Annotated in this window: 18 protein-coding genes and 1 riboswitch; of the genes, 4 read left to right on the top strand and 14 right to left on the bottom strand. The window is 44.7% G+C overall.

Annotation, left to right across the window (positions count from 1 at the left end; all coding sequences use genetic code 11):
* Positions 1–116: 116 nt before the first annotated feature.
* Entirely contained in the window at positions 117–2,405 is a 2,289-nt protein-coding gene (metE, locus tag UJ203_RS09620; RefSeq protein ID WP_322010273.1) for a 5-methyltetrahydropteroyltriglutamate--homocysteine S-methyltransferase, read from the top strand.
* 36 nt (positions 2,406–2,441) lie between these two features.
* On the opposite strand, the gene UJ203_RS09615 is transcribed toward metE, so the two are convergent.
* Positions 2,442–3,068, bottom strand: coding sequence for a histidine phosphatase family protein (locus UJ203_RS09615; protein ID WP_322010271.1), 627 nt, complete (start codon positions 3,066–3,068; stop codon positions 2,442–2,444).
* Positions 3,069–3,199: 131 nt separating this feature from the next.
* Between UJ203_RS09615 and UJ203_RS09610 the strand changes: the two genes are divergently transcribed.
* The gene (locus UJ203_RS09610) at positions 3,200–3,670 is read left to right on the top strand and encodes a nucleoside deaminase (protein WP_322010269.1); all 471 of its coding nucleotides are present in this window, start codon (positions 3,200–3,202) and stop codon (positions 3,668–3,670) included.
* Between the two features lie 4 nt (positions 3,671–3,674).
* Here the strand turns inward: UJ203_RS09610 and UJ203_RS09605 are convergent, their stop codons facing one another.
* Positions 3,675–4,778 carry a glycosyltransferase gene (locus UJ203_RS09605; protein WP_322010267.1) on the bottom strand — a complete coding sequence of 368 codons (1,104 nt, stop codon included), beginning with the start codon at positions 4,776–4,778 and terminating at the stop codon, positions 3,675–3,677.
* Positions 4,779–4,897: 119 nt separating this feature from the next.
* Entirely contained in the window at positions 4,898–5,308 is a 411-nt protein-coding gene (locus UJ203_RS09600; RefSeq protein ID WP_024121122.1) for an organic hydroperoxide resistance protein, read from the bottom strand.
* 143 nt (positions 5,309–5,451) lie between these two features.
* Between UJ203_RS09600 and UJ203_RS09595 the strand changes: the two genes are divergently transcribed.
* Positions 5,452–5,895, top strand: coding sequence for a MarR family winged helix-turn-helix transcriptional regulator (locus UJ203_RS09595; protein WP_105953612.1), 444 nt, complete (start codon positions 5,452–5,454; stop codon positions 5,893–5,895).
* 29 nt (positions 5,896–5,924) lie between these two features.
* Here the strand turns inward: UJ203_RS09595 and UJ203_RS09590 are convergent, their stop codons facing one another.
* From UJ203_RS09590 to UJ203_RS09550, 9 genes are all read right to left on the bottom strand, one after another.
* Positions 5,925–6,350: an organic hydroperoxide resistance protein gene (locus tag UJ203_RS09590; RefSeq protein WP_322010263.1), complete on the bottom strand. Its 426-nt coding sequence runs from the start codon at positions 6,348–6,350 to the stop codon at positions 5,925–5,927.
* Between the two features lie 126 nt (positions 6,351–6,476).
* Positions 6,477–7,724: a glutamate-5-semialdehyde dehydrogenase gene (proA, locus tag UJ203_RS09585; protein ID WP_322010261.1), complete on the bottom strand. Its 1,248-nt coding sequence runs from the start codon at positions 7,722–7,724 to the stop codon at positions 6,477–6,479.
* Between the two features lie 11 nt (positions 7,725–7,735).
* Positions 7,736–8,833, bottom strand: a complete 1,098-nt coding sequence (gene proB / locus UJ203_RS09580; RefSeq protein ID WP_105953615.1) for a glutamate 5-kinase — start codon at positions 8,831–8,833, stop codon at positions 7,736–7,738.
* Between the two features lie 360 nt (positions 8,834–9,193).
* On the bottom strand, positions 9,194–10,096 hold the full coding sequence (purU, locus tag UJ203_RS09575; protein WP_024121117.1) for a formyltetrahydrofolate deformylase: 903 nt from the start codon (positions 10,094–10,096) through the stop codon (positions 9,194–9,196).
* Positions 10,097–10,166: 70 nt separating this feature from the next.
* Positions 10,167–10,484 carry a multidrug efflux SMR transporter gene (locus UJ203_RS09570; protein WP_322010258.1) on the bottom strand — a complete coding sequence of 106 codons (318 nt, stop codon included), beginning with the start codon at positions 10,482–10,484 and terminating at the stop codon, positions 10,167–10,169.
* On the bottom strand, positions 10,484–10,822 hold the full coding sequence (locus tag UJ203_RS09565; RefSeq protein WP_024121115.1) for a DMT family transporter: 339 nt from the start codon (positions 10,820–10,822) through the stop codon (positions 10,484–10,486). The genes UJ203_RS09570 and UJ203_RS09565 overlap by 1 nt, the downstream gene beginning before the upstream one ends.
* Positions 10,823–10,904: 82 nt before the next feature.
* Positions 10,905–11,017, bottom strand: a riboswitch (guanidine-I (ykkC/yxkD leader).
* 32 nt (positions 11,018–11,049) lie between these two features.
* Positions 11,050–11,565 carry a GNAT family N-acetyltransferase gene (locus UJ203_RS09560; protein ID WP_024121114.1) on the bottom strand — a complete coding sequence of 172 codons (516 nt, stop codon included), beginning with the start codon at positions 11,563–11,565 and terminating at the stop codon, positions 11,050–11,052.
* Positions 11,555–12,082 (bottom strand): DinB family protein, encoded by a 528-nt coding sequence (locus UJ203_RS09555; protein ID WP_322010255.1) that lies wholly within the window; start codon positions 12,080–12,082, stop codon positions 11,555–11,557. The genes UJ203_RS09560 and UJ203_RS09555 overlap by 11 nt, the downstream gene beginning before the upstream one ends.
* A gap of 112 nt (positions 12,083–12,194) precedes the next feature.
* Complete coding sequence (locus UJ203_RS09550) at positions 12,195–12,926, bottom strand: DUF421 domain-containing protein (RefSeq protein WP_105990680.1); 732 nt, start codon at positions 12,924–12,926, stop codon at positions 12,195–12,197.
* Between the two features lie 157 nt (positions 12,927–13,083).
* On the opposite strand from UJ203_RS09550, the gene UJ203_RS09545 reads away from it, so the two are divergent.
* A complete protein-coding gene (locus UJ203_RS09545) occupies positions 13,084–13,308 on the top strand; it encodes a hypothetical protein (RefSeq protein WP_105953620.1) in 225 nt (74 codons plus the stop codon).
* Positions 13,309–13,381: 73 nt separating this feature from the next.
* On the opposite strand, the gene hmpA is transcribed toward UJ203_RS09545, so the two are convergent.
* Positions 13,382–14,584 carry an NO-inducible flavohemoprotein gene (gene hmpA / locus UJ203_RS09540; protein WP_199397542.1) on the bottom strand — a complete coding sequence of 401 codons (1,203 nt, stop codon included), beginning with the start codon at positions 14,582–14,584 and terminating at the stop codon, positions 13,382–13,384.
* 251 nt (positions 14,585–14,835) lie between these two features.
* The gene (locus UJ203_RS09535) at positions 14,836–15,354 is read right to left on the bottom strand and encodes an acyl-CoA thioesterase (RefSeq protein WP_010333945.1); all 519 of its coding nucleotides are present in this window, start codon (positions 15,352–15,354) and stop codon (positions 14,836–14,838) included.
* Positions 15,355–15,460 lie beyond the last annotated feature (106 nt).

Here is a 15,460-nt window from a genome sequence, read left to right as displayed (position 1 = left end):
TTGCAAAAAAGCCTCTTTCTCTCATGGGAAAGAGGCTTTTTAGTTGTGAGAAAACCTCTTAACAGCCTGTATCCGCGGGTCAACAAGAGTGTTTTACATATAAAGGAGGAGAAACAATGACAACAATCAAAACATCAAATTTAGGATTTCCAAGAATCGGACTGAACAGAGAATGGAAAAAATCGCTTGAAGCGTATTGGAAAGGAAACAGCGATAAAGATACGTTTTTGAAGCAAATCGATGAATTATTCTTATCCGCAGTGAAAACGCAAATTGACCAGCAGATTGATGTTGTGCCTGTTTCTGATTTCACACAGTATGATCATGTTCTTGACACTGCGGTCAGTTTCAACTGGATCCCGCAACGCTTCAGACACCTGACTGACAGTACAGATACATACTTCGCCATCGCCCGCGGAATAAAAGATGCCGTATCAAGTGAAATGACAAAATGGTTTAATACAAACTACCATTACATCGTGCCTGAATATGACGAGAGCCTAGAGTTTCGCCTGACAAGAAACAAACAGCTTGAAGATTACCGCCGAATCAAACAGGAGTACGGCGTTGAAACAAAACCTGTTATCGTCGGCCCTTATACGTTCGTCACGCTCGCAAAAGGCTACGAGCCATCTGAAGCAAAAGCAATTCAAAAACGTCTCGTGCCGTTATATGTACAGCTTTTAAAAGAGCTTGAAGAAGAAGGCGTAAAATGGGTTCAAATTGATGAACCTGCGCTTGTCACCGCTTCAGCTGAGGATGTACGCGGCGTAAAAGAGTTATTCGAGAGCATCACAAATGAGCTTTCTTCCTTGAATGTGCTTTTGCAAACGTATTTCGATTCTGTTGATGCTTATGAGGAGCTCATTTCTTATCCTGTACATGGCATCGGGCTTGATTTCGTTCATGATAAAGGCAGAAACCTGGAACAGCTTAAGACCCACGGCTTTCCCAAAGATAAAGTGCTGGCAGCCGGTGTCATAGACGGACGCAACATTTGGAAAGCGGATCTTGAAGAACGCCTGGATACCGTGCTTCATATCCTCAGCATTGCACAGGTTGATGAATTGTGGATTCAGCCTTCCAGCAGCCTGCTTCATGTTCCGGTAGCGAAACACCCAGACGAGCATTTGGAACAGGATCTGCTGAACGGATTGTCCTACGCGAAAGAAAAACTGGCAGAGCTGACAGCTTTAAAAGAAGGCTTAGTATCAGGAAAAGCCGCTATCAGTGAACAAATCCAGCAAGCGAAAGCGGACATCAAAGCGCTCAAACAATTTGCAACAGGAGCCCATTCTGAACAAAAGAAAGAGCTGGAACAATTAAGCGATAAAGATTTCAAGCGCCCGATTCCGTTTGAAGAACGCTTAGCCCTGCAAAATGAATCTCTCGGACTCCCGCTTTTGCCGACAACAACAATCGGAAGCTTCCCGCAGTCTGCTGAAGTACGCAGCGCACGCCAAAAATGGCGGAAAAACGAGTGGTCTGATGAACAATACCAAAACTTTATCAATGCGGAGACGAAAAGATGGATTGATATTCAGGAGGAATTGGATCTTGATGTTCTTGTTCACGGTGAATTTGAACGGACAGACATGGTTGAATACTTTGGTGAAAAGCTGGCCGGCTTCGCCTTTACGAAGTACGCCTGGGTTCAATCATACGGTTCACGCTGTGTACGCCCGCCGGTCATTTATGGAGATGTAGAGTTCATTGAACCGATGACAGTGAAAGATACTGTATACGCTCAATCGTTAACATCCAAGCATGTAAAAGGAATGCTGACAGGTCCTGTTACGATTTTAAATTGGTCTTTCCCTCGGAACGACATCTCGAGAAAAGAAATCGCATTCCAAATCGGACTCGCCCTCCGCAAAGAAGTAAAAGCGCTTGAAGACGCGGGCATTCAAATCATTCAAGTCGATGAGCCAGCTCTGCGTGAAGGCCTTCCGTTAAAAACCCGTGATTGGGATGAGTATTTGACTTGGGCTGCCGAAGCATTCAGATTAACAACCTCTTCCGTGAAAAATGAAACACAAATTCATACACATATGTGCTACAGCAACTTCGAAGACATCGTCGATACGATCAATGATCTTGACGCTGATGTCATTACGATCGAGCACAGCAGAAGCCACGGAGGATTTTTGGATTACTTAAAAGACCATCCGTATTTGAAAGGGCTTGGGCTTGGTGTTTATGACATTCACAGTCCCCGTGTCCCGTCAACTGAGGAAATGTACAACATTATCGTTGATGCGCTTGCCGTATGTCCGACTGACCGTTTCTGGGTAAATCCTGACTGCGGTTTAAAAACAAGACAGCAGGAAGAAACAGTCGCAGCCTTAAAAAATATGGTTGAAGCGGCGAAACAGGCAAGAGCTAAGCAGACACAGCTTGTATAATACGAAAACCATCTGCAAATGCAGATGGTTTTTCTTTTAGAAAACAGAAATCGGTTTTCGATGCTCCCCATCCCCTTCTTTTAGTATTTTGGCTGTTCCGTTTTTATCAAATGCCACAAGGCTCAAAGACGTATCATGTATGTAAGCAGAATTCCATATGTCATGAATGCTTCTTCCCTTTATGATATTTAACAGCATTAATATAAAGACAGAATGGGTAACCAGAAGAATATTCCCGGAAGAATGGCTGTCTAAAATCGATTGGAGAGCCAGCCTTGCCCGGCTTTCGAGGTCAAAAAACGTTTCACATCCCGGCTGGTGATATGCTTCAGGATGATGAAAATAAGCATGAAAAAGATCAGGTTCGTCTCTTTCAATTTCCTCTTGTTTTTTCCCTTCCCATGGCCCCAGCGACATTTCTCTGAATATACGATCTTTCACCAGCGGCAGGCGGCGCGATCCCAATATAGCTTTTGCCGTCTCTTCTGTCCGCTTGCTCGGACTGATGTAAACCTGATTGAATTCAATATCCTTCAGCCGTTCTCCAAGAGCGCGGGCATTGTACAGTCCAAGTTCTGTTACACCAGAATCCAGCCAGCCCTGCATCCTTTTTTCTACGTTCCAATGTGTCTGTCCATGCCTGGCAATATACAAATGCAGCATATGCTCCCCTCCCTTTTTTTCATCTTAGCAAATCCCCCAAATATTTTGTTTATTTTTCATTTTTTTGAGAATGTTTTTTGCACTTCTTTTCGGCTATACTTATATCATTCGATCGACTGGGAGGGTATGGGATGAATCATGAAACGTTTTTAAAGCGGGCTGTCGAGCTTGCTCGTGAAGGAGTGATTGCTGGAATCGGCGGGCCTTTCGGAGCCGTTATCGTGAAGGACGGGGCCATTATAGCCGAAGGACAGAACAACGTCACTACAAGCAATGATCCGACTGCCCATGCGGAAGTAACTGCTATTCGAAACGCCTGTAAAGCGCTTGGGACATACCAGCTTGATGACTGCATGTTGTATACGAGCTGCGAGCCTTGCCCCATGTGCTTAGGCGCCATCTACTGGGCCCGGCCGAAAGCCGTTTACTATGCTGCTGAGCATACAGATGCTGCTGAAGCCGGTTTTGATGATTCATTCATTTATGAAGAAATCGATAAACCTGCTGAAGAAAGAACGATCCCCTTTTATCACGTGACTCTCGCGGAGCATTTATCTCCGTTTCAAGCATGGCGGGATGTTGACCATAAAAAAGAATATTAAAGGATCAGGCATGCACGGCCTGATCCTTTGTTAATTCACTGAGCAGCTGCTGTGCCTGAGTACACCCCGGGTTTGCTTTCAGCGCTTTTTGCAAATATAAAACTGCTGTCATATATTGATGCAATTCAGCGTGACAGACGCCCAGCCAGCAAAGGGATCGAAAATCAGCGGCTCCTTTAACCTGTACGTACTGATGGTGTTCACCTTGCGTTTGCAGACAGGATTCAAATGCTGTACTCGCTTCTCTGACTTTTTTAAGCTGATACTTCATTATCCCTTTGTAGTAGTAAAGGGTGCTGTAATCCGGATAATGCCGCAGTGCTTCATCAATATCCCGCTCAGCTTCTTCATACCGTTCAAAATCAATGAAGAGTTTAAACTTGATATAATATAAAACCGCGGGAGGCATTTGCTTTTTGCTGTTACATTCATTTATGCACTTCATTGCCAGGCGGATGGCTTTGCTTTGTTCACCGCCTCTGTCGTACTCAGCTGCTTTCTGATAAATGAGAAGCGGGTCGTCATATGACGTCAATAATTCTGTATTCAATATGCTTAAATTACGTTTATGCTTACACTTTGCCTCCTGCTCCAGATAGCCGTAATGGTGAATAACACAAGGGAGAGAGAAAGCGCCGCTTGCCTCCTCACCCACGGGCTTTTCGCAAATTCTTCCCTTAAACGCTATCTTCCGCTGATTCCGTATCAGCCTGATCTGCATTTGTTCAAATGCTTCGTTTTCATCCCATTGTTTTCCCGTATAGTTTATAACCTTTACGTAACCAAGGGACTGCCTGCAGTCATTCAGCAGTGAACGCAGCAAGCTTCCCGTATCCACGTCTAACTCTTCATCTGCATCCAAAATCAAAATCCACTCACCCTTGGCATGCTGTAAACTGATGTTTCTTGACTGCGAATAATCCTGTGTCCATTGATGATGATAGACCTGAGCATGAAAACTTCTGCAAATTTCTACTGTTTGATCGTTTGATCCGGTATCAACGACAATGATTTCATCAGCAATATGCTGCACGCTTTCTAAACAGCGGACAATATGACGTTCTTCATTTTTGACAATCATACAAACTGACAGTTTCGGTCTATTCATTCGCTCACCTTTTCTCTAGTCTGAATCCACCTATACTACATGTATTCACACTTCGAAAAGATCATAACCAATCCGTTCATATCAAAAAAACATCCTGAGAACTCTCAGGATGCTGCAAATTATTTTAATTCTAATTTCACATCAACATTTCCTCTTGTTGCTTTTGAATAAGGACAAAATTCATGAGCAGCCTCGACAAGCTCTTGGGCTTTATCCCGATCCAATCCCTTTGTATTGACGACAAGTGTGACTCCGATTTTAAAGCCGCCGTCACTTTCATCCTTCATGAGGCTGACCTGTCCTTCAATTTCTGAATCAATGTCAATATTTTGTTCTTTGGCCACGTGTTCAAGCGCGCCGCCAAAGCATGCTGCATAGCCTGCGGCAAAGAGCTGTTCCGGGTTTGTTCCGGTTTGTCCTTCTTTTTTTGCATTAGGCATGACAATGTCAAAATCGAGTACCCCGTCATCTGATTGAATATGTCCTGCACGTCCGCCGCGAGCGGTGGCTTTTGCTGTAAATAGTGCCATTTGTTTTCAGCCTCCTTATTTGTCTTTAGTTGTTATATTTCCCATACAAATCTTTTTAAACATGTTTTGTTTGCCGAGAATAGGAAAAGTGATGTTTTTCAGCTACAATAGTATGTAATGTCAGAAAGAGTTGGTGAACACAGATGGAAAATGAATTTGACCATATGAAATTGGAGAATCAGCTTTGTTTTTTGCTTTATGCGAGTTCGCGGGAGATGACAAAGCAGTACAAGCCGCTGCTTGAAAAGCTGAATGTGACATACCCTCAATATTTGGCTTTGCTTTTATTGTGGGAACACGAAACACTTTCCGTCAAAAAAATGGGCGAGCTTCTGTATTTGGATTCCGGAACGCTGACACCGATGCTGAAACGGATGGAGCAGCAGGAATTGATTATAAGAAAAAGATCTGAAGAGGATGAGCGGTCGGTGATGATCAGCCTGACAGAGAACGGAAAGCTATTAAAAGAAAAAGCGGCTGATATTCCGGGAACAATTCTGGCACTCTCAGGCCAGTCCGGCGAGGAATTGAAACACTTAAAATCGGCTCTATATACATTGCTTGAAACGCTGCACCATAAAAAATGAGGATGCCCTATGTGAGGCATCCTCATTTTTTATTCAGCGACTTCCAATGTGACATCGATATTTCCGGAGGTTGCTTTTGAATAAGGGCAGACACCGTGCGCTTTTTGGACGAGTGTTTTCAATTCTGGTGCACTAACTCCTGATCCTTTCACCTGCAACGTCACACCCAGTTTAAAGCCCTGATCTGCTTCATCTTTTAAAAGGCTCACTTGGGCTGTAACCTCAGTTTCAATTTTCAGCCGTTCTTTTCTTGCCACCAGCTGAAGCGCGCTGTCAAAACATGCTGCATAGCCTGCCGCAAACAGCTGCTCTGGATTTGTCGCTTTTTCCAGCTTTTTCGCTCTTGGAGTACCCGGCATTGCGACATCCATCTCAAGAACGCGGTCTGAGGAAATAATTTTACCTTCTCTTCCTCCTATCGCTGAAACGGATGCTGTAAATAATGGCTGACTCATATTGTATTCCTCCCCTTTTGTTTTACACAATTAAATTGTACACAATTAAATTTAGCGTGTCAATTTTTTTATTCATAAAAAAAGCTTACCTCCTTGAGAGATAAGCCTTTTAGAGAATACATCGTGCTATTTGCGAATTTGTCCTGTTCCTTTAATGATATATTTTGTAGAAGTTAATGCAGGAAGCCCCATCGGTCCTCTTGCATGAAGCTTTTGTGTACTGATGCCGATTTCTGCTCCGTAGCCAAATTCAAAGCCATCGGTAAAACGGGTCGACGCGTTATGATAGACCGCGGCGGCGTCTACAGCCGTTTGAAAGTAAGCCGCATGCTGATCGTTTTCAGTTAAAATGGCTTCAGAATGATTAGTGCCGTAATTCTGGATATGCTGCACAGCTTCCTGTACACTTTCAACCGTCTTTACACTGATGACAGGCCCTAAGTATTCCGTTCCCCAATCTTCTTCTGACGCCTGTTTGCTTGAAGAATGAAGCCCGCATACGAATTCATCGCCGCGGATTTCAACTCCCGCTTTTTCCAGCTGCGTCAGCAATTCTTTTCCGTGCTGCTCTGCCCACGCTTTGTGGATCAGCAGTGATTCAATCGCGTTGCACACGGAAGGGCGCTGCGTTTTGGCGTTTATGACAATCTTTTCAGCCATTTGCTGATTTGCCGTTTCATCTATGAAAATATGACAGTTGCCAGCTCCGGTTTCTAATACCGGGACTGTTGATTCTCTTACAACGAGATCGATCAGTTTTTTTCCTCCGCGCGGAATCAATACATCCAATCCGTCATTTAACGTAAAGAGTTCTTTTGCTGTCTCTCTGCTCGTATCCTCAATCAGCTGCACAGCGTTGATTGGAAGCGCTGATTGCTCAAGCGCTCTGTGAATAACACTGACGAGTGCTTTGTTGCTGTGAATGGCTGAGGAGCTCCCCCGCAGGACAACCGCATTTCCTGTTTTCAGGCAAAGGGTAGCCGCGTCAACTGTGACGTTTGGCCTCGCCTCGTAAATCATTCCGGCAACACCGAGCGGCACACGGATTTTTTCAATAAACAGGCCGTTCTCTTTTTTAATTGTTTCAAGAGATTCGCCGACTGGGTCAGCCAGATCAATCAATAGCTCTACCGCGTCTGCGATGTCGCGTATGCGTTTCTCATCCAGCGTGAGACGGTCAATGACATCGGGTGTTAACCCATTTGCTTTTCCGTTCTCAATGTCTTTTGCATTTTCCGATAAGAGAAAATCCAATTCTTTACGGAGTCCATTTGCAATGAGACTGAGCGCCTCATTTTTTTCAGCCGTTGTTTTCATCATCATTTCAGCTGCTGCTTCTTTCGCCAGCTTCGCTTTTACAGAAACTTCACTCATTTTTCCGCCCCCTAGTCTTTTAAGTTGACCCAGTCATTCCTGTGAATGACCTCAAACGTTTTGTCAAAATCAAGCTCATTGCTTCGTTTGCCTTTTGCCTCCATAATCTCCTCAGATGAGTAATGGGTCTGGCCTTTGCCGATCACACCGCCCGGTCCCCGGACTTCCACGACAGCCCCTTTTGGAAAGCTCCCGTTCACGCCCACTACGCCAGCCGGTAAAAGACTGCTTCCGTTATGAACCATCGCCTCTTCGGCACCCGCGTCAATGACGATTTCCCCTGATATCGGCGAGTGGAATTGAATCCATTGTCTCGTATTGTTGACTGAGGATAGCTCCTTGTCGCCGATATAAGTCCCATCTCCCCTGCCGTTTAAAATATCCGCCAGCTTTTGTTCGCCGCTGCCTGTTCCGATGAACACTTTGACCCCAAGAGACAGTGCGGTTTGTGCAGCTAACAGCTTTGATTTCATACCGCCCGTGCCGACCTTTGATCCGGCTGAACCCGCGTAACCCAGCAATTCAGGGGTGATCTCCGGCAAATAATCAAATCGTTTCGCATCAGGATTTTCATTTGGATTGGCATCATACAGCCCGTTAATGTCAGTCAGGATCATGAGCTGGTCTGCATGAATTAATCCGCTGACCAAAGCAGAGAGCATATCATTGTCGCCAAAAGTCAATTCTTCAACAGACGTAGAATCATTTTCATTAATAACCGGGATAACACCGCGCTCCAGCAATTCCATAATCGTTGCATACGCGTTTCGATACCGCTCTCTCTTCGAAAAATCATTTCTCGTCAAAAGGATTTGTCCCGGGGTAAGTGAGTATTGTTTAAATTGATTCATGTATTGCTGCATTAACAGTGTTTGTCCGACCGCGGCTGCCGCCTGCTTTCCCTTGAGGGTAACAGGACGGGACGGATAACCGAGACTGGAAAACCCCGCCGCTACTGCTCCCGAGGTAATCAAAATCATTTCATGCCCCGCTTTTTTCAAAAGAGAAATTGCCTGAACGTGTTCTCTGATTTTTACCTCATCAATGCTTCCTTTGCTATTTGTAAGCGAACTGCTTCCTATCTTCACTACTATTCTTTGTTTTTTCATTTATTCTCCTCCGCGGCTCTTCGCCAGCCAACTTACAATAAAAAAACCCATTTCATCCTCATTAATAAGGACGAAATGGGTTTCCGTGGTACCACCTTGTTTGAACGCACTTCAGCACGTTCCGCTTCCCTGTAACGCCAGGTTATGCGCCTAGGTTTTCCCCCTAAGACTCCGAGGCAGGTTCGGCAGGTTTCATGCGGCAAAATGTTTCAGCCACTCATTTTGCTCTCTGTCACAGAAAGGTCTGCTTACTAATCCTCTTCAACGCTCAATGATTTTTTTATATTATGCAAAGAAAAAAGCCTCTTGTCAAGGTTTTTTCTACATCAAAAAACCCGCATTCCGCGGGCGTCTGGCAGTCTAGTTAAAGACAATGGTTTTATTTTCGTGAACGATGACGCGGTCTTCCAGGTGCCATTTCACAGCGCGGGCAAGAACGCTGCGTTCAATCGTTCTGCCGATATTTTTCAGCGCGTCGGCATTGTCGCGGTGGTCAACACGCTCAATGTCCTGTTCAATGATCGGCCCTTCATCAAGGTCATTTGTGACATAGTGAGAAGTTGCGCCAATCAATTTGACCCCCCGCTCATAAGCACGTTTATACGGATTGGCACCGATAAAAGCAGGCAGGAAGGAATGGTGGATATTGATGATTCGATTCGGATGAGCCGACACAAAATCAGGCGTTAAGATCTGCATGTAGCGAGCAAGAACGATCACATCAATATCATATTGCTCCAGCAGTTCAAGCTGCTGTTTCTCAACTTCCGCTCTGATATCTTTGTTCGCTTTTAAATAGTGGAATGGAATGTTCAGCGGTTCAACAAGGTCTCTCGCATCTTCATGGTTGCTGATGACAACCGCGATTTCCGCCATGAGATTGCCTGTTTGCCATTCCCAAATGAGCTCATGCAGACAGTGAAGCTCCTTTGATACAAAAATAGCGACACGCTTCAGTTCGCTGGCCATCGTTAAGCTCCACGTCATGTCGAATGTATCCGCAATAGACGAAAACGCGTCCTGGAGTTTTTCTTTTTTTTCCTGAATGCCCTCACAGTCGAAGTCAATTCTCAGGAAAAAACGCCCGCCTTCAGGATCTGTCGTATATTGATTGGATTCAATAATATTGGCGCCATGTTCTAATAAAAACGCAGAAACCGCAGCAACAATTCCCGGCTGATCGGGACAGCTGACCAAGAGGCGCCCTTTATCTTCATTTCCGTCACGGTATTCATTTAACCGCTGGGTCATATATGATTTCATGAATAATCCCTCTTATCTTTGTAAGTCTAAACTAATTATCCATTATACTGAAGATTTGATAAAAATCAATTTATGACAGAATTTTTAAACCGACGGCTGAGCACAAGATTAATGCGATAAAGAAGATCCGTTTGGCGTCTTTCGGCTCATTGTAAAAGAGAATGCCGATAAGCGCCCCGCCCGCGGTGCCGATTCCTGTCCAAACGGCGTAAGCGGTGCCCATCGGAATGGTTTCCATAGCAAATGATAATAAGGAAAATGAGGCAGCAAAACCGATAATGATCAGCACCACCCATTTCGCACTTTTTTCTTTCGCAAATTGATTCATAAGTGCGACGCCTGCCATTTCCAAAAATCCAGCGCCTACTAAACTGATCCAATGAAGCATTATGCCTCGCCTCCTTTTTCATCAGCCTCATCCTGTGTCACAAGCTTCAATCCGATCACACCGATTAAGAGCACGCCGATTAACAAAAGCTTCGGCAATCCGACCGGTTCGTGAAACAGAAACATTTCACTCATCACCGTTCCTGCCGTGCCAAGGCCTGTAAAGACGGCGTATACGGTACCGACCGGCAGGCTGGCTGTCGCCTTCATTAACAAATAAAAGCTAACTATGATACCGACGGCAGTTCCGCTCCATGTTAAGACTGAGTCAGCATGCTTTAAGCCCACAACCCAAACAACCTCAAACACGGCGGCTAGCACAACCAATCCCCATTTCATATCACATCATTCCTTTCTATTTATGCAATAAAATTCTCCGAAAACAAAAAAACCCCGGACAGTCGACTCATAATGAGCTTGACTCTCCCGGGCTTTTTTCCCTCCGTGTGCATATGCGCTGTTATGATGCGCATATGTGTTTTCTCTCGGACCAGTCCATGTCAATTAACATGCGGAACCCTAGAAAACTTTATCTGGTTTTATGATACTACACCTCGACGCTGTCTTCAATTGTAAGATTTTCTTTCATACACAGCGATCGGTTTATTCCATTTTCTGATCGTCCGGCTGTAAAGCATGCCGATTTTCTCTGCCACCCGTAAAGACGCTTTGTTATCCGGGTCAATCAAAGCCGCAATTTTGCCGTACTGCCGCTCCTTGAAACCATAGTCCAGGCAGGCCTTGGCCGCTTCTTGCGCATAGCCGTTTCCCCAGTGCCGGCGGGCAAACATATAGCCGATTTCCATTGCCGTTTCATTTTCGGTTTGCTGAGGCACGATTCCGCATTGGCCTAAAAAATCCCCCGTCTGTATGTCTTCGGCGATCCAGAGACTGACCCGGTACCCTTTTTCATTTCTTTTGTTCCAAGCGATCCACTCGCGGGTTTGCCGTTTATCTTTTAAACCGGAATAATATTTCATCACCTCAGGGTCGCTGAAAAGCTCAAGTAAAGATTCTTGATCCCGGTCCTCCATACAGCGCAAACGAATCCGTTCGGTCACAAGCTTCGTTTCAGCGCCCATTTTTGATCATATCCTGCTTCCATTCTTTTTTAAGGGCTTCAATATGAGCTTGATGATAGCGATTATGATCCGCCATATGCCATATCCCCCATCTTACTGTTGCCTTGTCACCCTCGTAAGAAAGCGTTTGATGCAAATCGTTCTCGATCAAGGTCTTACATACCGATTTCAGCTCGTTTACGACATGTTGATGTCTTGTCAAAAGTTCTTCTAACCCCGGCTGATTCTTTGGTTCGGGCAATCGTCCGCTTTCATCTGTCATCGGGCCGTAAATGTCTTCAATATGTTCAGGGACCCGATTCTCCTTTATGCGCCACACCCATCTGATATCAACATTTGCAATATGCTGCAGCAGCTGTGCCGTGCTGTTTTTTGTTTGCCAGCCCTTCTTATAATATAGCTCTCTGTGAGTCATGCGGCTAACAATGGATGCCAGACGGAGGCTGTTTTCTTCCACTGCGGAATACAGCAGACTGACTGTCGGCGCCATGTCTTTTCTAATAAATAAGTCCCTCATGTTCCATTCCCTCCTTACTTATGAGTACATTTTGACGTAAGGGGGAACATTTCCTTTGCAGAAGGCACAATCTAATCTATCAAAAAAGCGCCAAAGAATGTCGGCAGCACATTTAATTGTTATTTCCAGGCTTGTACAAATACGGATCATGGTGCGCGTCGTTGGATGTATTCAAATCGAGTGAAATGTCACCGCGGTCATTTAACGTGCCGAGCGTGACCAAAGACAGCTGTTTTGGGCTGTGCCCTTTTTCCTTAAGTTTTTCAAACAGCCAGCTTCGGTCTTTTTGAAGGTACTTCAAATTGTGATCAAGGATCTCGCCGTCCAATATAAGGGGGATCGGGATAAAGTTCCGTTCAGCCTCCATATTCAAATCCCGCACCTGCACTGCTCTCGCTTCTTCTGTCGGGATCACGCTTACTTCTCCCGTTTCTTCAATGATGGCAAGATCAATATCAGCCGGATCAGCATAGCCCTTTTCTCTCAGTTTTCCGAGCAGCTCATTGACGGTCAGCCTCTCTTTTTTGAGTCCACGCTCATCGATATCCCCGTTCCGGATTAACACTGTCGGACTGACCACCAGCAGCCATCTCCACTTATTAGAAAGAGCAAGCTTGCTCATCAGAAGATAAAGCAATAAAAAGGCGCCTGCGTAATAAATAGACATCGGCAGCTTGGATGTGAGGATCGGCTCACTGATGATGGTTCCGATTGCAAAGGTCAAAAGCAAATCAAAATTGTTCATTTGTGACACGGCTTTTTTTCCGGCAAGCCGAAACAAAATATACGCAATCGAAAACACGATAACAGGCTTGAGTAAAAATGCCCATACCATCCATAACACTGATCATTGCCCTCCATCCGCTAGTCATAATGAATATATTGTTCCCTGTAACTGAAACGCTATGCATATCTTACCTCTTCATCCAGCATCCAAATAGGCGAACGTGCAGAATGCAGGCACATAACATAGTAGAAAGTCATGTTATTGGAGGGACAGCATGAAACATCAGCATAAGAGTGCCAACTGGCAATATGAAAGCATACAGTCAAAATCCGCAGCCTATCAGCCATACCATACAGCTGACAGGCTGGCCGGTTTAGAGCTTAAAATGGAGCATTTGATCAGAGCCATCGAGGTGAACAATGAATTGTTGAGAGCGATTCAAGAGCAGCAAAATCGCGTATGCACAAATGGAGGCGGATCAGTCATTGTGCGGATGTAGAAGAAGGCGCTCGTCCGCCTTCTTCTATTTTCCTAAAAAAAGCCCTTCTCATATAAGAGAAGAGCTGTGTGTATTAAGAAATGGACTGTGCGATGCTTAATTGAGGACCGAACAGTTCGTAATGAATAGACTCTGGCGCTGATCCGAGTTCCGATACAAGCTTATGCATTTGAGTGATAAATGACGGTGAACCGCAAATATAATAATCCGCATCTGTATTGGCGATCAGGCTTTTGAGGAACTGCTGGTCAATTTGGCCTTCATGAAATTGAATGTCGCCCGCGCGGTCTTCTTCTGTCGGCTCGCGATAGACAAATGCCGTTTTAACAGAAGAATGCTCTGCTGCCTCTTCTGCTTCATCGCGCAGTGCGTGGTATTCACTATTTTTCGCGGCATGGATAAACAGAATCTGCCGCTCAGGCTGTTTGGAAACAGACGTTTTCAGCATGCTGATCATCGGTGTGATGCCAACTCCGGCACTAAGCAGAACGAGATCTTTGCGGGATGAAGAATCTAAAACAAAATCTCCTGCCGGCGCGCTGATTTCTAATGAATCCCCCTCGTGCAGCCCTTCGTGTAAATAAGAAGACACAGCACCGTCTTTCTTAACTGAAATTCGATAATAGTCTTTTCCCGGCATATCAGACAAGCTGTATTGACGGATATGCGTATATTCAGAATCAGGAATCCGGACTTTGATGCTGATATACTGCCCTGCTTGAAATTCAGGTAACGGCTTGCCGTCTTCCGGTTTCAAATAGAAGGATGTTATTTCTTTGCTTTCACGCACTTTTTTCGCAACGATGAAAGGCTTATACTCCTTCCATCCGCCGGTTTGGTGTTCCGCCTGTTCATACATTTCTTCTTCAATTCCGATAAAAGCGTCAGCTATAACCCCATACGCTTTCTCCCACGCCTGCATAATGTCAGGGGTCGCTGCATCTCCCAAAACATCTTTAATCGCAATCAGCAAATATTTGCCGACAATCGGATAATGTTCAGGCTTAATGCCGATACTGCGGTGTTTATGGCCGATTTGTTTGACGACCGGAATGATATTGCCAAGCTGATCAATATTGGCTGCAGCTGCAATAACGGCATTCGCCAGGGCGGTACGCTGTGTTTTTTTCTTTTGGTTTGTTTGATTAAAAATGTTTAAAAGCTCAGGATGATCTTGGAACATGAGGTCGTAAAAACGTCCTGTAATGGATTCTCCGTGCTGCTGTAATACTGGTACAGTGCTTTTTATGATTTCGATTGTTTTGTTATCTAACATCGTTTAACAACCCTTCCGAAAAGATGTATTTAAAATATATCTTTAAAATACATGATCTTTCCTTTAAAAGATATATTTAAAATGAATCTTTAATAAAGTTGTCACAAAATTATCAATTTAACGTGACAATTGTTGCTTTTTTATAGAATCCCCTAGCAAAAACGGACTAACCTCTGTAATGATCACCATTAACAGCGAAATAATGGAAGGCACAAAAAAACCCAAAACAACGTATGTTTTGGGTTTCATGTTTACCAAGGCTTGTCTGTTCCAAGCGCATTTGCCAGCGCCTGACTGTGTTTTTTTCGGTTTTTCCGTTCACTGGCACGCTGAACCGCTGTGTTATGCAGCATGATTTCCTCTTCTGTTTCCGGTACAACTCTCGGCACAGGCACCGGCTTGCCGTTTGAGTCTAATGCGACAAAGGTCAAAAAAGATGTCGCGGCAAGCTCTCGTTCACCAGTCATCAGATGCTCTTTGATGACTTTCACAAACACCTCCATGGAAGATGTGCCGACCCAAGTCACATATGACTCCAAGCAGACAGACTCCCTTTGCCCGATCGGTTTCAGAAAATCGACAGAGTCCATCGAAGCCGTTACCGTATCACGTCTGCAATGGCGCGCTGCGGAAATAGAGGCAATATCATCGATATAACTCATCAGTTTTCCGCCAAACAGCGTATTATGATTGTTCGTATCGAGAGGGAATACCCTGCTGGTTTTCACAACCTTTGACTCTTTACAAAATTTTGTTTCCTGTGCTTCCATACCTTTCTCCCCTTTGATGTCTGATCGATTAGTAAATGCACTCATATTCTCCTATTAAACAATATTCTCATCCATTTGTCTAAAATTTAAAATGATTTGGCTGTCA

The sequence above is a fragment of the Bacillus sp. V26 genome (genome assembly GCF_034296245.1).
Lineage (GTDB): Bacteria > Bacillota > Bacilli > Bacillales > Bacillaceae > Bacillus > Bacillus halotolerans.
The sequence above is the reverse complement of the archived record's forward strand: the minus strand, read 5'-3'. Positions and strand labels throughout refer to the sequence as shown.